The sequence below is a fragment of the Legionella birminghamensis genome (assembly GCF_900452515.1).
Lineage (GTDB): Bacteria > Pseudomonadota > Gammaproteobacteria > Legionellales > Legionellaceae > Legionella_C > Legionella_C birminghamensis.
On the sequence record NZ_UGNW01000001.1, the window covers coordinates 1,531,377 to 1,553,009 of the forward strand.

Sequence of the window (21,633 nt, forward strand, 5' to 3'; positions counted from 1 at the left end):
CCAACTTACCCCGTCCCCTACGTACCGCGCTTTATGTTATGAAGAAAAGAATAAGCAATGCACCATCATTCATGGTTACCGCGCATAAAGCGCGGTACGTAGGGGTGGGGGACATAGACTCCTGACGGTACATAGGGGTGGGGGACATAGACTCCTGACGGTACATAGGGGTGGGTGACATAGACTCCTGACGGTACGTAGGGGTGGGGGACATAGACTCCTGACGACGGTACGTAGGGGTGGGGGACATAGACTTCTGACGGTACGTAGGGGCGGGGACATAGACTTCTGATAGTACATAGGTGCTGGGCGGCGCATAGAAACCAATAAGGCCTAATGCTTTCTGGCTAACCGCCAGGGTAGTAACACAAAGAGGATTAGGCCTCCCACCAAAAACATCTCGTAAGCAAATACATTGTCGATTGGAATCTGGCTGGGAGGTATGAAACCAATTAACATAGCGAATACGCAGCATAGGGTGCCGGTTCCCGCGACTATCCACATCATGATATTTCCGCCCGGTACAGTATACGCGCGAGGCCTTTGCGGGTCGCTATAGCGTAATTTGATAGCGGCAGCAAACATAAACACATAAACCAGTAAAGCCATTTGAGCACATAGATCACTAAGCACCCAGTAAGCTGCATTAATAGAGTCAAAAAGAATAAATACAGTGCTCAGCAATGTAAAAATGATCCCTTGCGCAACCAAAACTCTTACCGGCGCATTGTGTCGATTCACTTTTGCGAAATAAGCGGGTAAAGAACCATCTTCTGCTGAAACCAGCAAGCCTTTGGTGGGGCCAATAATCCAGGCTGAAACACCGCTTAACCCGCCCAATATAACCAGGATGGCTATAACCGAAGTCATCCAGGGCATGTGATAGGCTTTGAAGAAAACAGCATAAGCATCAATCAGCCCCGAAACAACGCTCAGGCTTTCATTGGATACAACAATTACAATGGCAAGGGAGCCCAATACCAGAGTGGCAAAAATCAGGATAGTAGAATAGAGCGTTGCCCTGGGATAATCTTTTTGCGGGTTTTTGACTTCTTCGGCATGAACCGCCGACATTTCCATGCCAATTAATCCGAAAAGAACTACAGTAAACAGCGATAGATTGCCCAGGGAGCTGAAATCAGGCAGCCAGGAGTTATGGATCCCGTCAGCCAGCGGCCGCCCCTGAAAAAGCCACAAAGCGCCTAGGCAGATGATGCCTAGCATAGGTATGATTGTGCCAAAGATTGCCCCCAATATACTGACAATGCTTGAGAGACGCATGCCGAAACAATTTAAAAAGGTAAACAGCCAGAACAGTCCTATAACCGTACTTAATAAATAGACTTTACTGTTGGCAAGCTGCGGCGCAAATAAATAGGAAAAGGTTGCTGCAATAAAGGCAAGAATGGTTGGATACCATACCACATTATAAATCCATTGCAGCCAGATAGTAATAAAGCCCGCTCTTTTACCGAAGGCTTCACGAACCCAAACGTATAGACCGCCGGTATTGGGATAGGCTGTAGCCAGTTCGGCTGCTACGAGTGCAATGGGAATAAAAAAAGCAAAGGCAGCAATTAAATAATAAGAGACTAGGGAAAAGCCCAGTTTGGCACTGATAGGTAAAGTGCGTAAACTGTCAACAGCTATTACATTAATCATAACCAGAGAAAAAATGGATAAAACTTTTTTGGGTGATTGCATGTAAAGCCCTTCTCGCAAGTAACAGCGAAATTTAGCAGTTAATCTGCGCAAAATCAATGAAGTCAGGATTAAATCTAGCCTTGAGGGGGATAGCGCATTATGGAATATCGATGCATGAACCCAGGCGGCTTGCTGTGATGAAGGAGACTCCCGCATGTGGGGAATCTCCCGACAGGATTACTGTGCCAGATTTCTCAAAACGTATTGCAGAATACCCCCATGTCGGTAATATTCCAGCTCGTTTGCTGTATCGATTCGGCAAAGCAATTGAATTTCTTCTTTTACGCCATTGCTTCTTTCAATTGACATTCTTAAGCGGACTCCAGGTTTTAAAGAGTCATCTACAGCAATGCTGATGCGTTCGTCGCCAGTCAGATTCAGTGTTTTTCTAGTGGTTCCTTCCTCGAATTGCAAAGGTAATATCCCCATTCCAATCAGATTGGAACGATGAATGCGTTCAAAGCTTTCGGTAATCACTGCTTTGACGCCCAGTAGATTGGTTCCTTTGGCAGCCCAGTCGCGCGAAGAGCCTGTACCGTATTCTTTTCCTGCGATTACCACTAGTGGATTACCATTGGCCTGATATTTCATTGAGGCATCATAAATAGACATGACTTCGCCGGACGGAATATAGCGGGTAACACCGCCTTCTACTTCGGGAGTCATCTCATTACGGATTCGAATATTGGCAAAGGTGCCTCTCATCATGACTTCATGATTGCCTCTTCTTGAGCCATAAGAGTTAAAATCCGCTTCACTAACGCCTTTGGATTTCAAATATAAACCTGCAGGTGAGTTTGCTTTAATCGAACCGGCAGGGGAAATATGGTCGGTAGTAATCGAATCGCCCAGCAAAGCCAATACATAAGCATTATTTATAGACTCAATCGGCTTGGGCTGTTTTGGCAGGTTATCAAAGAATGGCGGATGCTGAATATAGGTGGAGTTTGAATCCCACTCGTAAGTAGTACCGCTGCCTGTTTTGATTGCCTGCCAGTGTGCATCACCCTGGAATACCTCGGCGTATTCTTTTCTAAACATCGCGCCTGTCACCTTGCTTACTTCAGCAGCGACTTCCTCATTGCTCGGCCAGATATCCTTGAGATAGATTTCTTTTCCAGAGGCATCTTTCCCTACTGGCTGTGTATTTAAATCAATATTAGTGGTACCAGTCAATGCATAGACAACTACTAGTGGGGGTGAAGCAAGCCAATTGGCTCGAACCTGTGGATGAACCCGGCCTTCAAAATTACGGTTTCCTGAAAGCACAGAACAGACAACCAGGTCATTTTCGCTGACGCTTTCGGCAATTTCATCAGGAAGCGGCCCAGAGTTTCCAATACAGGTTGTACAGCCATAACCAACCAGATTAAAGCCTAATTGATCAAGGTAAGGTTGTAATCCGGCATGTTTTAAATAATCGGTGACGACTTTAGATCCGGGGGCTAAAGATGATTTTACCCAAGGCTTGCGTAGCAAACCTTTTTCAACTGCTTTTTTAGCGACCAATCCAGCAGCCATCAGTACGCTTGGATTTGAGGTATTGGTGCAACTGGTAATTGCAGCGATGACGACATCGCCATGGCGTAATGTAAATTCATTGGTTTTGACAGGAAACTCTTTATGTTTTTCTTCCGCTTTTCCTGCTTGTGTCAGGAAACTGTCAAATTCGCGCGGCAGAGTGGCCAGATTGACTTTATCCTGGGGTCGTTTGGGTCCAGCAAGGGATGGTTCTACAGTAGATAGATCGAGGCTTAGGGTATCTGTAAATACAGGATCGGGCGAGTTCTGGTCATACCACATTCCCTGGGCTTTGCAATATGCTTCAACCAGCTTGATGCGATGTTCCTCTCTGCCTGTCAGCTCCAGATAACGCAGGGTTTCTTTATCGACAGGGAAAAAACCGCAGGTAGCGCCATATTCAGGTGCCATATTGGAAATAGTCGCACGATCAGCCAGTGGTAAAGCAGCAAGGCCTGAACCATAGAACTCGACAAATTTGCCGACAACGCCTTTTTTACGAAGCATTTGGGTTACAGTGAGAACCAGATCAGTTGCGGTAATCCCTTCTCGCAAATGCCCAGTTAGTTTAAAGCCAATAACTTCTGGAATAAGCATGGAAACCGGCTGGCCTAACATAGCCGCTTCCGCTTCAATACCGCCAACTCCCCAACCCAGAACGCCTAAACCATTAATCATAGTTGTGTGCGAGTCAGTTCCAACCAGCGTGTCTGGATAAGCATAAAGATTACCGTTATATTCACTTGTCCAGACGGTTTTGCCCAAGTATTCAAGATTCACCTGATGACAGATACCAGTTCCTGGCGGGACTACCTGGAAATTTGCAAATGCCTTTTGTCCCCAGCGTAAAAACTCATAGCGTTCTTTATTACGTTGAATTTCAATTTCAGTATTAATGCTCAACGCATCGGCAGAGGCAAATTTATCCACCATCACCGAGTGGTCAATTACTAAATCAACAGGCGAAAGAGGGGAGATTTTGCTGGCGCTGCCCCCCATTTTTTCAAGTGCTGCGCGCATGGCGGCCAGGTCAACAACTGCAGGAACCCCTGTAAAATCCTGCATCAGTACACGTGCTGGTCTGTAGGCAATTTCATGCTGGGATGTTTTAGCGTCAAGCCAATCAGCCAATGCTTTCACATCGTCGACAGTTACAGTATGGCCGTCTTCAAAACGGAGCAAATTTTCAAATAATACTTTCAGAGAGTAAGGTAAACGGCTGATGCCCTTGAAATGCTTGTTTTCTGCTTCTTTAAGGCTGAAATAATGGTATGTTTTACCATCGACTTCTAACTGACTTCGAGTTGAAAGACTATCTTGTCCAACTATCATAAATCGACTCCAGAGTTCAAAAAGGCTAATCATAGCTTAAAAATCCAAGCTTTTCATCGAAAAGAAATTTAATAAACGGGGAAAAACATATTTTCAAAAATAAAATATCTTTGCTATTAATAAGTAATAAATGCTTTGCATGCCAAAACAAGGATGTTTTTATGATTAATCAAGTTCCGGCGGATAATTTTATCCTGGTGCCAGAAACTGTTTCTGCCGAAGCTGTTGATGAACAATCTGCAGGTATCAGTAATTTCTTCCTGGAGCTGATAACTCAATATCTCTCAGATGCGGATCCGGAAGTTATTCAAGACTCTAATGAAAATGAAGTGATTCTTGCCAGCGAACAGGACATGGCCACTAACAGTGAGGCTGCAATTCCGACTTACATGCCTTTTAATTATGAATCGCAAGGGGTTGAGATTTCAGAAAAAGAAGAGCAGGATGAATTGACCCTTAATCCGGCTTTAGCATGGCTAACCGCCGCTAGCTATGAACCCCCAACCAGGCAAGAGCTGCAATCTATAGCGATATCCAATGCTGGGATTGAAATAGCTACATCTAATGAAAGCCAATCTATTTTGAAAGAAGGCCAAGGCTTGTATCCTGTTTCTGTTGAGAGTAATGGTCAGAAATTAACTGTAAGAGAGAATCCCGCTTTACTGACTGCAAATTTTTCGGAGGATGAACCTGGTTCAGATAGTGAACACATTGCAATCCAGACGAGGCAACCAGATGAGGAGAGCAACAAAATAGCGGATGTTTCCGAGAGGGTTTTTGAACCCGAACAACAACCTGTCCTAATTGAAAATACAACTCTCAGGATGAAAACTGACTTTGAACCTTTCGATTTTAAAAACCAGCTATCAAATGTAAAGATGAACCACTTTGAGCTGCCAACCAAAGTGCATGATGCAGCCTGGCAGGATGAATTTAACGGAGGACTGGTCTGGCTAAGTCAACATAAGATTAATCAGGCAGTGCTCAAACTGAATCCTGTGGAACTGGGGCCGGTAGAGGTTAAAATTCATTTGGCTGAGGAAGCCGCAACAATTGATATTAAGACTCACAACTTACAGGTTCGGGATTTAATTGAGCAATCTCTCCCGAGGTTGAGGGAAATGTTAATGGATCGGGGCTTGCAATTGGCAGAAGTGAATATTGAAACCGGCGATAGGCGCTCGCATTCACATACCCAAGCACAGCAGAACGAAGAGGCCGCATTTTTCGAAGAAGAACAGACCCCTGTTGTGATTCAACAGAAAAATGGGATTGTTGATTATTTCGCCTGACAGAACTTGAGGGTGCTATGAGTGAATCCCTGTGGGCACAGACCTATGGGCATACATACAAATGCATTAGTTATCGAATCCCCGCGGCGCCGACCGCGGGGAATCGGAGCAGAACGTTTGCGCAGCCAAATGTGCTTGACCTAACTAGCAACGTCTGACACACCGAATAACCTGACCATTCCATTGATTAATTAAACAGGTTTTCCTGCAATGGCCATAAGGACGCCATCCTGTCCAGTAGTTTTTGTAATAGTGTCGGTTATAATAACGAGGACCATAATAAATATACCCCGGGCCGTAATAATGTCCGGGATATCGATACCAGTGCCCGCCATAATAGTAAGCTAGCTGTTTTCCTGCCAGAGTAGTCTGAGGACTAGTTGTATTAACTTGTGCTTGTACAGATTGAATGGTTCCGAAAGTCATTAATAAAACCAGCAATGCAGGCAGCATTTTACTTGTCCATGCAATATAATGCTTCATTTTATAACTCCCTAAATCAAATGGTGCCTAATTAAGTATAGTCCCAATGATTGCCGGAGTGTCTTAATTTGTAACAAGCAGGTTTATTATTGGTATGAAAATTTTTAATGCGATCGAGAAAGAAGACTTCTTAGCTAATTATTGGCAAAAAAAGCCATTTGTTTTTCGACAGGCCTTTCCTTCATTTGAAAGTCCAATCAGCGGGGATGAACTGGCCGGCCTGGCAATGGAAGAAGAAATTGAGAGCCGTCTGGTTTGGCAAACGCCAGGTAAACTGCCGGGCTGGCATTTAAAGCGTGGCCCTTTTTCACGCAGTAATTTTAAAAAGCTGCCTCCGTCGCACTGGACTTTACTGGTTCAGGCTGTTGATCGCTTTGTGCCTGAAGTAATGGAACTTCTTGATCAATTTAATTTTTTACCCCAGTGGCGTGTTGATGATGTAATGATAAGTTATGCAGCGAACGGGGGAGGGGTTGGACCGCACTATGATAACTACGATGTATTTCTTCTTCAAGCGCAGGGAAGGCGAAGATGGTTATTAACTACGCAACACTGCCATCCTGCTAATTATTTGCCAAATCTTGAGCTGCGGATAATGAAACAATTTGAAGTGGAAGAGGAGTTTATTCTTGAGGAAGGGGATATATTATATCTGCCGCCTCACGTGGGACATAATGGAATATCACTCTCTGAAGAGTGTATGACTTATTCTTTTGGTTATCGAAGTTATCCGGCAAAGGAGTTATGGGATAGTTTCAGTCAACACTTTTGGGATGAAGCCAGCTTTTCAGAATTATATAAGGATCCTGACTGGTCGGAATTGAAGAATAGTGCTGAAATTCCTGGAGAGGCAGTAGAGCGCGCGAAAAAACTGCTTAAAAAAATGATTGATGGAAATGACGAGCAATTCAGCCGGTGGTTTGGATGCTTTATTACTGGCCTGGATGAACAGGCTGAAGGGTTTATACTGCCGGAGAAACAGAGAAAGCGGAAAAAGTTTCTCAGCGCAGGCGCATTGATGCGTAACCCCTTTAGCCGTTTTGCATATTATGAAACCCCTCAGTTCGAATTTTTCATTAATGGTGAATGCTGGGATATCAAGGATGTTTCCTCAGATTTAGTCAAGCTGGTTGCAAGTAACCGGATTATCTCCACTGAAGAATTATCGCAGTTCATTGATAATGGCCCTGACTACTCTTTTTTAAACAACTTATGGGAACTGGATTTATTGACCGAAGTTTAAGGCATAAGTTTTGCATTAAGAAGCACACTGGCTGGTTTATCAAGGATACTCATGAACATTAAGTCTATTGTTTCGGCTGCGCTCCTTTTGTTCAGCTGCAATCTTTTGGCTGCCGAGAAAGAAATTGCAATTACTATTGATGATTTGCCCTTCGTGGGTTCTGCCAATAATGATCCCAAAAAATTGCAACGAGAGCATGATCGCTTCATGGCCATTTTGCAGGCACTTGTGGATCATAAAGTGCCGGCAACCGGTTTTATTATTGCCGGCAGTATTGAAAAAGGGCAATGGGAACTTTTGGAGGCATTTCGCAGCCAGGGTTTTCAGCTGGGAAATCATACTTATTCTCACCATAGCTTAAATGGCATGGCCGCTGAAAAGTACATTGAAGACGTAAGAAAAGCGGATCAGATTTTACAGCCGGTTATGACCAGCCCTAAATATTTCCGCTATCCCTATCTTGCTGAAAGTAAAGGGGACAAGCGTGAAAAAGTGTATCAGTTTTTAGCCAAGAATAATTACACCATCGCACCTGTAACGGTGGATAGTAAAGATTTCATTTTCAATAATCAGCTATTCGCTATTCCTTACCGTATGCGCCCGCAAAGTTTACCGGCGCTTAAAAAACGATACCTGAGTTACATTTGGGGACAGACATTAAAAGCGGAAGCTCGCTCTAATAAACTGCAGCCCGGATCAAGTAAGCAGATTCTATTAATCCATGCCAATCTGATTAATAGCCATTTTCTCGGAGATATTATTGATATGTATCAGAAAAATGGATACCGCATTGTCAGCCTTGATGAGATAGTAGGCACAAACAACATGCCAGTAGCAGGCGAGATTAGTGGGGCGGTAAGGGGTTTATTCAAAAACTAGAGGTTCATCTTACAAAGCTGAGAAATCCAACCCTGCGATAAATCAAATCGAACGCTCGAGACGCCGCTAAAGCGAATCAGCCGTCGCTGCCCATTCGAATTCCCGCGGTCACAGCCCATAGCTATCTACATATCCCCTACGCCCTGCGACCCTGCGGCTTGTCCGCAGGGTCCCAGTGTTCTCTATTAGTCTTCTGGATCCCTCGGACACAAGCCGAGGGAAGTAGAAGCTAAGAGCAGACTGTCTTTTCAGGGATGTGTAGATAGCTATGGGCTGTGACCGTGGAAATCAATCGAATTGCTTTGGCAATTTCTTCTCTGCATGGCGCGGTAGAAATAACCAGTAATGCCCCGGGTTTTTCATTAATCCTGCCGTATAAGTGGCCTCTTCACCCTCTCCCCAGAAGACATCTCCGCGCACCTGGCCACGAATTGCACCACCAGTATCCTGTGCAATCATTAGTCGCTGAAAGGTCTGAGGTTCTGGCATATTGGCAGCTGGGTGGCTAGTATCCAGCCAAAGCGGCGTTCCCAGAGGGATCCATTTTCGATCGACAGCGAGGGAGTAACCTGGTGTAAGTGGTACTCCCTGAGCGCCCATCGCGGCACTGTTTTTAAGTTGCTTGAAGAATACGAATGATTCATTTTTATTGGTGACCGGCAAAATTTCATCAGGATGGGCTTCAAGATAGGCACGGATGCTTTGCATGGAGGCATTTTCCTTGGTCATAATGCCTTTCTCTATCAATACTCTCCCAATGGGAGTATAAGAGGCGCCATTTTCCCCCGCATAACCGAGAAAAATGGTTTCACCATTGGGCAATTTTACAATTCCAGACCCTTGAATTTCCAGATAGAGACGATCAATATGACTGTCAACCCAAAGCAAAACGGGGGCATTTTCTTTGAGGACGCCCTTATTAATTTCTTCTCGCACATGGAATGGTAATAATTTACCATTAACCACCCGGCCCACAAGACGACGATTAATACCCTTGTAGCCGAAATCGGCGGGATTTACTGTTACGATATTATCGGGCAAGCCATAGATTGGGACATTGAACTCACTGGTTTTAGCCAAACTACCATGTAATAAGGGTAAATAATAACCAGTAAATAGCCCATCAACGGGCTTATCCTGAAAGAATTCAAAGGGAACAAACCACTTACGAAAAAAAGATCGGGCTTTTTTTTCATCCACTTTGGAAAGCTTCTTTGCTGCTTTGCATGCGGGCAACCAATCTTTCACTTTCAATGGGATCTGATTACTTCCAGCATCAGCCTGAGGGTCCTGCTTTAAAAAGGTGTTACATGATAGTTGAAAAGTAAGAAATGACTTTTTGAGGCTAGCGTCTTTCCAGCCAGGCAACTGTGAAAATTGCGCCCGTTTAAGCTGAACCGGGCCAGGCAGAACAGGCTTATCAATTGGGATCTCTTGTACAACAGATGGGGGGACGACTGAATCAGGGGCACTCAGGGGCCAGAACTTATAAAGAACAACGGCAGACAAAAAAAACAGCAATAAGGAAAATGAAGAGAATAGTCGTTTCATGAGCGAGCAAAATATGATCTAAGTGAAATCAATTGCAGCAATTTATCACTTTTTAGAAAATAAAGCTACCAAGCTCAGGCCGATGTCATCCGTCTGTCCATTTATTTCCTAATGAATTCAATTCGTTGCAAATAGGCGGTCAACAGCTTTATTTTTTGAATCATATAACGAAAGGAATTCGGCCAAGCCGCTAGATGCTATTTTTTCTCCCAATTGATACATGGTATAACATTCAAATTTATCTTTAATCGAAGCGACATGCCGCTCGACCGTTTTACGCGATATGCCTTTGATGTCAGCAATCAACTCGGCAGATTTTCCCAGGCGGATCCATTGCAGCAATTCACGCTCTTTGGCAGTTAAGTAATAATTATGTCCGTTGAGCCACTCGAAGCTGTTCTGAGCAACTTCTTCTAATTCAATAGTCCGTGGGTTTGCCTTGACAGGAATTACCTTTCTGCCTGCAGCATTATGGTCAATATCAATATTGGCAGGTAAGTTATATACTGCGGCTAGCTCGGGAATAGCCTTCATACAGTGGCTAAAATAGTCAATAAAAGCATGCAGCGAATCCATTTTTTCCAGATAAATCTGATTAATCCCACTTTGATTCAGAGGCGCGCTGAAATGATAGCAATGAGTCATTTCGGGAGCATGTGCGGTAATCGTCAGTGTATGGCTTTGGTTAAATAATGCCGCCATTTGATACAATGCTTGTGTATGGCAATCCTTTTCCAAATAATCCCAGAAAGAGTATTCAAATTTATTATTTTCTTGGGTATTGTGATAATGAACATCGTTTTGTGCATGATTTAAGCGCAGGTATTCGGACGCATACTCGGGTCTGGATCCCAGGCAGAAAGCTTCTCCGCTTGCATTCACGGCGGTATAGCCAAAGAAATTAACACCTAATTTTTCCAAAGGATTACAAATGGTTTTCAATATTTCGTGATGGGCAATACTTGGATTTTTCAGAATATGATCGACGTTCATTTAAGCTCCTTTATCGAGTAGGGGAATGATAACATACAATTTGTATAAAACAAATACAAATGGTGCTGTGTGTCGACTGATTTTGCAAAAGGTGTCCGTTTTACGACATTCCGCTGTTCAAATAATAATCATAAAATGGCATCACTAGCGAGGTTGGAAGAGGAAACGAAATGAAATCGAAAAATGAAAATGCTTTTTTTGACAAGAAGCCATGGCCCAATAGCACTGCCGATTGCCCAGATGATTACTAATGACCACATTGTGATTGACAAGGGATTCGGAAATGGTCAGTTTTTGCTTGAATTACGGATGATGCTGAATAAAAAAGCAGAGCAGCTTAAGAAAGAGGGAAAAATTAAAGAAGCTGAAAAAAGGGCCCGGCTAATTGGTATTACTGCTTTCGATAAAGAAGTACGCCGTCATGCCTGTGAAGGTCATGCCTTTAAAGAGCAGAGGATTGAAGTGGTCAAAATGAAGCTGCCTTGTCATTCGGCACGCATCCAATTTTTTGATGATACACCACAGTATGATCCAGTAAAATTGCATGAAGATCAGAAGGCTCTTGATTTTTTAAAGGAGTTGCAAAACAAGGTAGACTTTGTTTTTGATACTTTTGGTTCTTCTACCTACAATATTAGCTTTCAAAAAACTGCAATTGAATCAGAGGTTGAAATGCTAAGACCGGGTATGTAGGTTATTGCCTTTATATATTTATATATACCGAATATATACCGAATCCCTGCGGTGTCGACCCATCGCTATCTATACAAATTCTTCCCACTTCGAATCCCCGCGGCAACGACCGCGGGGCCCATCCCTGGTGGCCGAACATGCTCTTAAAGTGTGCAATGTTGCCAAAAATAGAGAGTTAAAAGGCAAAAGACTGATACCTGAATAGGCATCATGTGGGCCCCGCGGTCGTTGCCGCGGGGATTCGCTGTTAACTATGTCCAACACGTTGCAACTTCCGTGAGCACTCGCTTGATCCTAAGGCACATCCCTTTGTTTTTCCCCAGTATACAACTGCCGAGGTCTGCCGATACGTGATTTGCTGGCAACCATTTCCATCCAGTGAGACATCCAGCCAACTGTTCTTGCCAGGGCAAAGATAACGGTGTACATATTGGTTGGGATACCAATTGCACTTAGTGTAATCCCTGAATAGAAATCAACGTTTGGATAAAGCTTTTTCTCAATGAAGTAGTCATCTTCGAGTGCAATACGCTCAAGCTCCATCGCTAATTTGAATAGGGGCAAATCATGGGCTCCCACAGCGCTCAGCACGTCATAGCATGTTTTTCTCATTACTTTGGCGCGCGGATCATAGCTTTTGTAAACCCGATGGCCAAAGCCCATCAAGCGGAAGGGATCATCCTTGTCTTTAGCGCGCTTGATGAAATGATTGATATTTTTTACATCACCAATTTCTTTGAGCATATTCAGACAGGCTTCATTAGCGCCGCCATGGGCAGGTCCCCACAGTGCACCAATCCCGGCAGAAATACAGGCGAATGGATTGGCTCCGGTTGATCCGGCTAAACGTACGGTTGAGGTTGAGGCATTTTGCTCATGATCCGCATGAAGAATAAAGATTTTATCCATTGCATCAACGATAACCGGATCAGGCGTAATATCTTCAGAGGGCACCCCAAACATCATATGCAGAAAGTTTTCTGAATAAGACATTTTGTTTTGAGGATACATGTAAGGCTGGCCAATGGAATACTTATAGCTCATCGCTGCCATAGTAGGCATTTTTGCAATCAGGCGAATAGCAGAAATATACCGATCCTGCTGGTTATTCAAATCCATTGAATCATGGTAAAAGGCTGACAAAGCACCTACGATGCCGACCATAATCGCCATTGGGTGTGCATCACGACGAAATCCATTCAGAAAGTTATACATTTGCTGATGGACCATCGTGTGATTATTAATCAAATTAACAAAGTTGGTTTTTTCACCTGGATTGGGCAATTGACCATTCATTAACAAATAGCAGGTGTCGAGAAAGTCTTTCTTCTCTGCGAGTTGCTCGATGGGGTATCCACGATACAGCAAAATCCCTTTGTCTCCATCAATATAAGTAATTTTCGATTCGCAGGAAGCAGTGGAGACAAAACCTGGATCGTAAGTAAAATATCCTGCTTCACCTAATTTATTGATATCAATGACATCATTGCCAATAGTTGGCTTTAATATCGGTAATTCAATAGGCTCCAGGCCGTCAATACAAAGTTGTGCGGTTTTTTCTGTCATCGCGTCTCCTCATAAATTGTTGACAGCCAGCGCTGCATTAAGCGCAGAACTATATAAAAATGCCAGGGTTGAGTCAATTTATCATTTCGCCTTGTGTTATGATTTAGTATGAAACAGTTTGATTATTCTTCACAGGGTTTTAATCAAAATTGAATTGCCCCTACTACTAAAAGCATAACCTAAAAAAAAATCGATAGCGCATATCTGTGGCAGCAAAGGCATTTTTATTCATTTGGGTGGCTCTCTGTGGTATAATTCGTGGTTTATTTTGAGTGATGCAGAAGGACGCCAGTTAGCTATGATCAATTCAGCAAAAGAAATCATCCCGGTCAACATAGAAGACGAGCTCAAACAGTCTTATCTCGACTATGCCATGAGCGTTATTGTCGGCCGTGCCTTGCCAGATGTACGCGATGGTTTAAAACCCGTTCACCGACGTGTCCTGTTTGCCATGAGTGAATTGGGAAATGACTGGAATAAACCTTATAAAAAATCCGCTCGTGTTGTGGGGGATGTGATTGGTAAATACCATCCGCATGGGGATACCGCTGTTTATGATACGATAGTACGTATGGCGCAACCGTTCTCCATGCGTTATATGCTGATTGACGGACAAGGTAACTTTGGATCAGTCGATGGCGATATGGCAGCTGCCATGCGATACACCGAAGTGCGTATGTCAAAAGTGGCTCATGCACTGTTAGCAGATCTGGAAAAGGAAACGGTTGATTTCAGTCCTAACTATGACGAGACCGAGTTTGCCCCTGTTGTTCTGCCCTCACGTATTCCCAACTTACTGATTAATGGTTCATCAGGTATCGCAGTCGGTATGGCAACGAATATTCCGCCCCATAATCTGACTGAAGTCGTGAATGCCTGTATTGCACTGGTTGCAGAGCCCGATTTAACGCTTGAAGACATAATGGGTTACATACCCGGCCCTGACTTTCCAACCGCTGCAATTATCAATGGTAAAGCCGGTATTCTGGAGGCTTATCGAACCGGCCGTGGCCGAATTTCAATTCGGGCAAGAACTGAAATTGAGACGGACAGTCATTCTGGCCGCCAGGCTATCATTATCAATGAGTTGCCTTATCAGGTGAATAAAGCGCGTCTGGTTGAAAAAATTGCCGAGCTCGTGCGCGACAAAAAAATTGAGGGAATTTCCGGGCTTCGCGACGAGTCTGACAAGCAAGGTATGCGTGTTGTTATCGAACTGAAGCGTGGTGAAGTGGCTGAAGTAGTTTTGAATAATTTGTATGCCCATACCCAAATGCAAAATGTATTTGGTATCAATATGGTGGCACTGGTTGATGGTCAGCCGCGCACACTGAATTTAAAGCAGATCCTTGAATATTTTATCAAACACCGTCGGGAAGTAGTTACAAGACGTACCATCTTCGAATTGAAGAAAGCCAGAAACCGTGCCCATTTATTAGAAGGTTTGGGTATTGCCCTGGCTAATATTGATGAAATGATTGAGCTCATCAAAAAATCACCTACGCCGCAGGATGCCAAAGACGCGTTGCTGGCCCGGGAGTGGCAGCCAGGATTAGTCAAGGCCATGCTTGAAAAAGCAGGCAGTGATGCCTGTCGCCCTGATGATCTGCCGCCAGGATTTGGCCTTGATGCCAGTGGATACCGATTGTCACCCGCCCAGGCACAGGCAATTCTAGAACTGAGATTGCATCGTTTAACCGCCCTGGAGCAGGAAAAAATTATTAACGAGTTTGAGGAGCTGCTCAAACAAATCAAGGATTTAATGGACATTCTTGCCTCTCCTGAACGCTTAATGCAGGTTATTAAGGATGAGCTAATTGAAATCAAATCCCAATTTGGTGATGCCCGCCGTACTGAGATTACTGCATCCCAGGAAGATTTAACTATTGAAGATTTGATTACGGAAGAAGATGTTGTTGTTACTTTATCTCATCAGGGCTATGTGAAGTATCAACCGATTTCTGCCTATCAGGCGCAAAGACGTGGTGGAAAAGGTAAGTCGGCGACGAATGTCAAGGATGAAGATTTTATTGAACGTCTGGTCATTGCAAGTACACATGACACGCTGCTTTGTTTCTCAAATCACGGTAAATTGTATTGGTTGAAGGCTTATCAGTTGCCGCTCGCCAGCCGTATATCCCGCGGAAAACCCATTGTAAATATTTTACCGCTGGCTGAGGATGAATCCATCAATGCCATGTTGCCTGTAAGAGAGTTTAATGAAGGCTATTTCGTATTCATGGCTACCCGCTTCGGAACGGTTAAGAAAGTGTCCCTTGATGCATTTAGCAGGCCTCGGGCTAGCGGAATTATTGCAGTGGACCTCGACGAAAATGATCGGCTGGTCGGTGTAGATATCACTGATGGCAGCAAAGACATCATGCTCTTTACTGATGCTGGAAAAGTGATCCGATTTGATGAAAAGTTGATCAGGCCAATGGGCCGTACAGCCCGTGGCGTGCGCGGAATAAGATTAGGGGAAGGCCAATCAGTCATTTCACTGGTTGTCGCAAAACCGGAAGGAACGATTCTGACGGCTACAGAAAATGGCTATGGAAAGCGGACTGACGTCGAAGAATACCGCATATCAGGACGCGGCGGCCAGGGGGTTATTTCCATCCAGGTCAATGAGCGTAATGGCAAGGTGGTCAGGGCTTTACAAGTGAGTGACGGTGATGAGGCGATGCTGATCACTGACAAGGGAACGCTGGTGCGTTTCAGGGTTGATGAGCTATCGATCATAGGCAGGAACACGCAAGGAGTCCGCCTGATTAATGTCACTTCCGGCGAGCATGTCGTTGGTATGCAGCGCATAGAAGATCTGGGTGTGGCCGAAGGCGATAGCGATGCCGAGGATTTTGAAATGGATGATTCCGATGAGTAGGGGGTACAACTTTGGGGCAGGCCCCGCAATGCTCCCTGAAGCGATACTGACGGAGGTCCAGGCTGAGTTATTAGACTGGAACAATACCGGCATGTCGGTGATGGAGATTGGGCATCGAACCAAAGAGTTTACTCAAATCATGGAAGAGGCAGAAACCCTTCTAAGAGAATTGCTTGCGATTCCAGATCACTACCATGTGTTATTTATCGCTGGTGCGGCTCGTACCCAATTTGGCATGATTCCACTTAATTTCCTGTCAGGAGACAGAAAGGCCGGCTATTTACAAACAGGGATCTGGTCGGAAATGGCTTATGAAGAGGCCTGTCGTTTAAGTAATGCTTATAGCGTGTGCCAAGCGGATAAAGACTATACTGCCATTCCTGGGCGCTCAGGTTGGGAAATTTTACCTGACACAAGCTATCTGTATTACACACCGAATGAAACAGTGAATGGCTTGCGCTTTGCCGAACTTCCAAAATTCAATGATATTCACTTAATAGCAGACATGACCTCCTGTCTGCTAAGCGAACCCATTAATATCAATGATTATGGAATGATCTTCGCTGGCGCACAGAAGAACATAGCCAATGCAGGTTTAACGCTGGTCATCGTGAGAGATGATTTGATTCAGCAAATCAATAGTCTAACAATCCCAACTATGCTGGATTATCGAACATTCACCTCCACCCGCTCTATGTATGCTACACCGCCAACCTTTAACTGTTATCTGGCGCTCAAAATGTTTCAATGGATCAAAGGGCAGGGAGGTGTTGGTGCTTTACATCAATTAAACTGCATGAAATCCCAATTATTATATGACTTCATTGACTCCTCCGACTTTTATTATTGTAAAATTAAAAAAGAAAACCGCTCTTTATTGAATGTTTGTTTTAATCTTGCTGCTTCCCATCTGGAAAACGAATTCCTTGCAGCCGCCAAAAATGACGATTTGCTTGCCTTGGCAGGCCATCGCACAGTAGGTGGTTTAAGAGCAAGTATGTATAATTCCATGCCCGTTGCCGCTGTAGAGAAATTGATTGATTTTATGGCCAGATTTGCCAAGGAACATAAAAATGAACGTTAGCAGTAGTTTTATTAGTACCCCGGTTGCTGCCATTAATGGCGATATATCGGTTCCCGGTGACAAATCTATTTCACATCGCGCAATTATCCTTGGCTCCATTGCCAAAGGGACTACAACTATTCAAAATTTTCTTCAAGGTGAGGATTGCCTCGCAACCTTAAAGGCATTTCGCCTGATGGGCATTGAAATTGAGGGGCCATTCGAAAATAAGGTGATTATCCACGGAAAAGGAAAATATGGTCTTTCTGATCCTAAGCAGCTAATCGATTGCGGCAATTCTGGAACCAGTATACGCCTCCTGGCCGGATTGCTGGCAGCACAGCCGTTCAACAGCATATTGACAGGTGATGAGAGCCTTCTCCGACGCCCAATGGAAAGAGTAAGCCGGCCCTTGACTCAAATGGGTGCTGATATCGTTACTGAACACGGCAGGCCGCCCTTAATGATTAACGGTAATCATGAGCTAAAAGGAATTCATTATGTGATGCCTGAAGCAAGCGCACAGGTTAAGTCCTGCCTGCTCCTGGCTGGCATGTATGCAAAAGGGGAGACTACTGTTACAGAACCTGGATTTACCCGTGATCACACCGAGCGAATGCTGACTACTTTTTCTTATCCCATACAGAAATGCGGCCATCACATAACGATAAACTCAGAGAGTGAATGTATCGCTACCGATATTATGGTTCCGGGTGACATCTCGTCTGCCGCATTTTTCATTGTAGCTGCCACCCTGATTCCCGGTGCTGAGATCCTTGTTCGCAATGTAGGAATTAATCCAACCCGCACCGGGATCATTCAGATCCTCAATCAAATGGGCGCTCATATTGAACAAAGTAATAAGCGCCTGTTTGGTGAGGAACTGGTAGCCGACTTGTATATTCGACATGCACCGCTTGAGGGTATTGATATCCCAATGGAATTAGTCCCCATGGCGATAGACGAGTTCCCTGTCATATTTATCGCAGCGGCCTGTGCTGCAGGGCAGACGCGCCTGCATGGTGCTAAAGAGCTGCGCAGCAAGGAAAGTGACCGGATAGGGGCTATGGTAGAAGGATTAAACCGGCTGGGGATTTGCGCGCATGCATTCGAAGACGGCATATTTATTAAAGGTGGACGTCTTGAAGGAGGAGAGGTAAATAGTCATGGCGATCATCGCATAGCAATGGCATTTGCGATTGCAGGGGCAGTTGCAAAAGACAGCATTGTTATCAGAGATTGCAAAAATGTGGCGACTTCCTTCCCTGATTTCGTCAAAACGGCGCAGGCCCTACAGTTAAATATCCAAGAGGTACATAATGACGAGTGAGAAAAAAGCGCCTGTAATAACCATTGATGGACCTAGCGGAACAGGCAAGGGAACCATATGTCATATGGTCGCTAAACATTTGAACTGGCATGTATTGGATAGCGGCGCCATCTACCGTGTGCTTGCCTATGCAGTGCGATTAAAGGGAATCGCTTTTTCTGACACAGACGCGATGGTTAATCTTGCCAATCAACTGAATGTAAAATTTGAAATGGATGCTGAAGAGCAACAGGTTGTGCTTGACGGGAAAAATGTTTTTGAGGCCATTCGCAGTGAACAGTGTGGGCAGGATGCCTCAGTGATTGCAGTTATTCCAGAAATACGGGCGGCTTTACTTGAAAGGCAACGTGCTTTCGCAACAGCCCCCGGCCTGGTCACTGATGGACGTGATATGGGCACCGTTATCTTTCCAGAGGCCATTCTTAAAATATTTTTGTTTGCTTCAGCAGAAGAAAGAGCGAAACGACGCTACAATCAGTTGAAAGATGCTGGAATTGATGTTAGCCTCGCCCAAGTTATCGAAGAGTTGGCTCAACGTGATGATCGCGATGCAAAACGGGTTCATGCACCATTAAAACCTGCAGCGGATGCAGTGTTAATCGATACAACTGGATTAACGATTGTACAAGTCTTTAATAATGTTTTAAAATTGATAGACGGGCATTCGTTCTTTCGATAATAAGCAGAGCAGGAATAATTTGCATATTCGCGAAAAGCTGCTTATGCTTAGTCCAATGTTTGTAGATTGTTTGCAAACGTGTTTGTATGGGGGGAAGAGTAATCTGGAAATTACGCTTCCATTTTTTTACTAAAGAGTTTATTAACATGTCTGAAAGTTTCAAAGAATTATTCGAACAAAGCATCGCTGGTGCCCAATTTTACCCTGGCGCAATTATAACTGCCAAAGTCATTGATATAGATGATGATTTTGTCACATTGAATGCTGGTTTGAAGTCCGAAGGTATTGTTGCTGTTGAAGAGTTCCATGATAAAAATGGTCAATTGGAAATCAACATCGGTGATACTGTTGAAGTTGCCCTCGATTCAGTGGAAGACGGCTACGGCGAAACCCTGTTATCAAGAGAAAAGGCCAAACGTCAGGAAGCCTGGCGCAAGCTGTCAAAATGTCATGAAAACAATGAAACTGTTACCGGTTTGATTTCAGGCAAAGTAAAAGGCGGCTTCACAGTTGAAATTGGAACAATTCGCGCATTTTTACCAGGTTCTTTGGTTGACGTCAGACCTGTCCGCGATCCTTCTTACCTTGAAGGCAAAGAATTAGAATTTAAAGTCATTAAAATGGACCTGAAGCGCAATAATATTGTTGTTTCTCGTCGTGCTGTTGTCGAAGAAGAAAGCAGTGCTGATCGACAAGCATTACTTGAGTCCTTACATGATGGCCAAATCCTTAACGGTATCGTTAAAAATCTTACTGACTACGGTGCATTCATTGATCTCGGCGGTATTGATGGGCTTCTGCATATTACCGATATTTCCTGGAAACGTGTCAAACATCCAGCTGAAGTATTAACTGTAGGCCAGGATGTTAAGGTTAAAGTATTAAGCTTTGACAGCGAACGTAATCGTGTCTCTTTAGGCATGAAACAATTAGGCAATGATCCCTGGGTTGATTTGGTTGATCGTTATCCTGTCGGCAAAAAATTACAAGGTAAAGTCACTAACATTACCGATTATGGCTGTTTTGTTGAAATTGAAGAAGGCGTTGAAGGTCTTGTTCACATGTCTGAAATGGATTGGACTAACAAAAACGTTCACCCAAGCAAAGTCGTTTCCATGGGCGACGTAGTGGATGTTATGGTTCTTGAAATTGATGAAGAAAGACGCCGCATTTCTCTGGGTATGAAACAATGCGTGGGTAATCCCTGGCATCAGTTCTCCCAATCCCACAGCAAAGGCCAGAAAGTTAGCGGTAAAATCCGTTCTATCACTGACTTTGGAATCTTCATTGGACTGGACGGCGACATTGATGGATTGGTTCACCTTTCTGATATATCCTGGACTATTCCTGGTGAAGAAGCGGTCAAGCAATTCAAGAAAGGTCAAGAGCTGGAAGCAGTTATCCTGGCCATTGATGCAGAAAGAGAGCGTATTTCTCTGGGTCTGAAACAACTTGAAAGTGATAACTTCTCAACCTTTGTTGATGAGTTCACCAAAGGCAGTGTTGTTAAAGGACGTGTTACTGCTGTCGATGCCAAAAATGTAACTGTAGAATTGGCTCCAGAAATTTATGGCACAATCCGCGCTAATGAATTATCTGAAGACCGTGTAGATGATGCTAGCCATATCTGCAAGGAAGGCGATGAAATAGAAGCGAAAATTGTCAATATTGATAAGAAAAATCGCAGCATTGCCCTTTCTGTCAAAGCAAAAGATGCTCAAGAGCAAGCTGAAGCTATCAAGAAATACTCCAGAAGTGGAGAAGTTGCTTCAACAACTCTCGGTGACTTACTCAAAGAAAAAATGGCAACCAAAGATTAATTCTTTGTGTCAGTAAAAAAGCGTAGTTTATCTACGCTTTTTTTTTATTTTTACAATTCTTAGGTCAGGGTTTAATATGTTCCATGCTAAGAATTGAATTGTCCTCCTGCGAGGGATGATAATATTTCGTAAATTGATGCATCGTTTGCATAGGAAGGTAAATAAAATGCGTTTACTTATGTTTTTTGTTTATTTAATTCTGATAATTGTAGGTGTGACATTTGCAGCTCTAAATGCGAGTTCCGTACCGATCAATTTGTATGTGAAGACTTTTACCATGCCAATAGCTGTATTAATGGCGATAATGCTTGCTTTAGGGCTTATTATTGGTTTTTTCCTTGCATTGGGCAAATATTGGCGTCTGAAAGTTGAACTATCAAAAATGCGCAGTCAACTCAGGCTCACTGAGAAGGAAATCAAGAACCTGCGGGATATTCCTCTTAAAGATCAACACTAGGCAATTTAAAGTACTGCTGAGTATTGTATGCTTCGGTATAGTTAATGCCCTCCAAAAATCATATCAAAGCCTATTGGAGGGTAATCTTATGGATGAGGAAACATAGCACCATTTAGGGCCTTGGGCCGCTTGCTCTATAACTG

At 43.9% G+C, this 21,633-nt stretch carries 16 protein-coding genes; 10 read left to right on the forward strand and 6 right to left on the reverse strand.

Annotated features, from left to right (window positions below):
* Positions 1–333 precede the first annotated feature (333 nt).
* Positions 334–1,704 carry an amino acid permease gene (locus DYH42_RS06440; RefSeq protein ID WP_058524185.1) on the reverse strand — a complete coding sequence of 457 codons (1,371 nt, stop codon included), beginning with the start codon at positions 1,702–1,704 and terminating at the stop codon, positions 334–336.
* Positions 1,705–1,881: 177 nt separating this feature from the next.
* Positions 1,882–4,557 (reverse strand): aconitate hydratase AcnA, encoded by a 2,676-nt coding sequence (gene acnA, locus DYH42_RS06445; protein WP_058524021.1) that lies wholly within the window; start codon positions 4,555–4,557, stop codon positions 1,882–1,884.
* 161 nt (positions 4,558–4,718) lie between these two features.
* On the opposite strand from acnA, the gene DYH42_RS06450 reads away from it, so the two are divergent.
* The gene (locus DYH42_RS06450; protein ID WP_058524022.1) at positions 4,719–5,849 is read left to right on the forward strand and encodes a flagellar hook-length control protein FliK; all 1,131 of its coding nucleotides are present in this window, start codon (positions 4,719–4,721) and stop codon (positions 5,847–5,849) included.
* Between the two features lie 144 nt (positions 5,850–5,993).
* Here the strand turns inward: DYH42_RS06450 and DYH42_RS06455 are convergent, their stop codons facing one another.
* Positions 5,994–6,332: a hypothetical protein gene (locus tag DYH42_RS06455; RefSeq protein ID WP_115316986.1), complete on the reverse strand. Its 339-nt coding sequence runs from the start codon at positions 6,330–6,332 to the stop codon at positions 5,994–5,996.
* Positions 6,333–6,426: 94 nt separating this feature from the next.
* Between DYH42_RS06455 and DYH42_RS06460 the strand changes: the two genes are divergently transcribed.
* The gene (locus tag DYH42_RS06460) at positions 6,427–7,575 is read left to right on the forward strand and encodes a cupin domain-containing protein (RefSeq protein ID WP_058524023.1); all 1,149 of its coding nucleotides are present in this window, start codon (positions 6,427–6,429) and stop codon (positions 7,573–7,575) included.
* Positions 7,576–7,626: 51 nt separating this feature from the next.
* Complete coding sequence (locus DYH42_RS06465) at positions 7,627–8,454, forward strand: polysaccharide deacetylase family protein (protein WP_058524024.1); 828 nt, start codon at positions 7,627–7,629, stop codon at positions 8,452–8,454.
* A 288-nt stretch (positions 8,455–8,742) separates the two neighbouring features.
* Here the strand turns inward: DYH42_RS06465 and mltA are convergent, their stop codons facing one another.
* Both mltA and DYH42_RS06475 read right to left on the reverse strand, forming a co-directional pair.
* Positions 8,743–10,005, reverse strand: coding sequence for a murein transglycosylase A (gene mltA, locus DYH42_RS06470; protein WP_083503143.1), 1,263 nt, complete (start codon positions 10,003–10,005; stop codon positions 8,743–8,745).
* A 117-nt stretch (positions 10,006–10,122) separates the two neighbouring features.
* Positions 10,123–10,998 carry a helix-turn-helix transcriptional regulator gene (locus tag DYH42_RS06475; RefSeq protein WP_058524025.1) on the reverse strand — a complete coding sequence of 292 codons (876 nt, stop codon included), beginning with the start codon at positions 10,996–10,998 and terminating at the stop codon, positions 10,123–10,125.
* Between the two features lie 183 nt (positions 10,999–11,181).
* On the opposite strand from DYH42_RS06475, the gene DYH42_RS06480 reads away from it, so the two are divergent.
* The gene (locus tag DYH42_RS06480; RefSeq protein WP_058524026.1) at positions 11,182–11,691 is read left to right on the forward strand and encodes a hypothetical protein; all 510 of its coding nucleotides are present in this window, start codon (positions 11,182–11,184) and stop codon (positions 11,689–11,691) included.
* A 294-nt stretch (positions 11,692–11,985) separates the two neighbouring features.
* Here the strand turns inward: DYH42_RS06480 and gltA are convergent, their stop codons facing one another.
* A complete protein-coding gene (gene gltA, locus DYH42_RS06485; RefSeq protein ID WP_058524027.1) occupies positions 11,986–13,257 on the reverse strand; it encodes a citrate synthase in 1,272 nt (423 codons plus the stop codon).
* Between the two features lie 298 nt (positions 13,258–13,555).
* Between gltA and gyrA the strand changes: the two genes are divergently transcribed.
* The 6 genes from gyrA to DYH42_RS06515 all read left to right on the forward strand — a co-directional run bounded on the left by gyrA (position 13,556) and on the right by DYH42_RS06515 (position 21,490).
* Positions 13,556–16,141: a DNA gyrase subunit A gene (gene gyrA, locus DYH42_RS06490; protein WP_058524028.1), complete on the forward strand. Its 2,586-nt coding sequence runs from the start codon at positions 13,556–13,558 to the stop codon at positions 16,139–16,141.
* Positions 16,134–17,225, forward strand: coding sequence for a 3-phosphoserine/phosphohydroxythreonine transaminase (gene serC / locus DYH42_RS06495; RefSeq protein ID WP_058524029.1), 1,092 nt, complete (start codon positions 16,134–16,136; stop codon positions 17,223–17,225). The genes gyrA and serC overlap by 8 nt, the downstream gene beginning before the upstream one ends.
* Positions 17,215–18,534, forward strand: a complete 1,320-nt coding sequence (aroA, locus tag DYH42_RS06500; RefSeq protein WP_058524030.1) for a 3-phosphoshikimate 1-carboxyvinyltransferase — start codon at positions 17,215–17,217, stop codon at positions 18,532–18,534. The genes serC and aroA overlap by 11 nt, the downstream gene beginning before the upstream one ends.
* Positions 18,524–19,213, forward strand: a complete 690-nt coding sequence (gene cmk / locus DYH42_RS06505) for a (d)CMP kinase (RefSeq protein ID WP_058524031.1) — start codon at positions 18,524–18,526, stop codon at positions 19,211–19,213. Before aroA ends, cmk begins: the two co-directional genes overlap by 11 nt.
* Before the next feature lie 146 nt (positions 19,214–19,359).
* The gene (rpsA, locus tag DYH42_RS06510) at positions 19,360–21,033 is read left to right on the forward strand and encodes a 30S ribosomal protein S1 (protein WP_058524032.1); all 1,674 of its coding nucleotides are present in this window, start codon (positions 19,360–19,362) and stop codon (positions 21,031–21,033) included.
* Positions 21,034–21,199: 166 nt separating this feature from the next.
* Positions 21,200–21,490, forward strand: a complete 291-nt coding sequence (locus DYH42_RS06515; protein ID WP_058524033.1) for a LapA family protein — start codon at positions 21,200–21,202, stop codon at positions 21,488–21,490.
* Positions 21,491–21,633: the final 143 nt, after the last annotated feature.

Excerpts from the sequence above, each read along its gene's own strand:
- DYH42_RS06440 (WP_058524185.1), bottom strand. The coding sequence starts at position 1,704 with ATGCAATCACCCAAAAAAGTTTTATCCATTTTTTCTCTGGTTATGATT.
- acnA (WP_058524021.1), bottom strand. The coding sequence starts at position 4,557 with ATGATAGTTGGACAAGATAGTCTTTCAACTCGAAGTCAGTTAGAAGTC.
- DYH42_RS06450 (WP_058524022.1), top strand. The coding sequence starts at position 4,719 with ATGATTAATCAAGTTCCGGCGGATAATTTTATCCTGGTGCCAGAAACT.
- DYH42_RS06455 (WP_115316986.1), bottom strand. The coding sequence starts at position 6,332 with ATGAAGCATTATATTGCATGGACAAGTAAAATGCTGCCTGCATTGCTG.
- DYH42_RS06460 (WP_058524023.1), top strand. The coding sequence starts at position 6,427 with ATGAAAATTTTTAATGCGATCGAGAAAGAAGACTTCTTAGCTAATTAT.
- DYH42_RS06465 (WP_058524024.1), top strand. The coding sequence starts at position 7,627 with ATGAACATTAAGTCTATTGTTTCGGCTGCGCTCCTTTTGTTCAGCTGC.
- mltA (WP_083503143.1), bottom strand. The coding sequence starts at position 10,005 with ATGAAACGACTATTCTCTTCATTTTCCTTATTGCTGTTTTTTTTGTCT.
- DYH42_RS06475 (WP_058524025.1), bottom strand. The coding sequence starts at position 10,998 with ATGAACGTCGATCATATTCTGAAAAATCCAAGTATTGCCCATCACGAA.
- DYH42_RS06480 (WP_058524026.1), top strand. The coding sequence starts at position 11,182 with ATGAAAATGCTTTTTTTGACAAGAAGCCATGGCCCAATAGCACTGCCG.
- gltA (WP_058524027.1), bottom strand. The coding sequence starts at position 13,257 with ATGACAGAAAAAACCGCACAACTTTGTATTGACGGCCTGGAGCCTATT.
- gyrA (WP_058524028.1), top strand. The coding sequence starts at position 13,556 with ATGATCAATTCAGCAAAAGAAATCATCCCGGTCAACATAGAAGACGAG.
- serC (WP_058524029.1), top strand. The coding sequence starts at position 16,134 with ATGAGTAGGGGGTACAACTTTGGGGCAGGCCCCGCAATGCTCCCTGAA.
- aroA (WP_058524030.1), top strand. The coding sequence starts at position 17,215 with ATGAACGTTAGCAGTAGTTTTATTAGTACCCCGGTTGCTGCCATTAAT.
- cmk (WP_058524031.1), top strand. The coding sequence starts at position 18,524 with ATGACGAGTGAGAAAAAAGCGCCTGTAATAACCATTGATGGACCTAGC.
- rpsA (WP_058524032.1), top strand. The coding sequence starts at position 19,360 with ATGTCTGAAAGTTTCAAAGAATTATTCGAACAAAGCATCGCTGGTGCC.
- DYH42_RS06515 (WP_058524033.1), top strand. The coding sequence starts at position 21,200 with ATGCGTTTACTTATGTTTTTTGTTTATTTAATTCTGATAATTGTAGGT.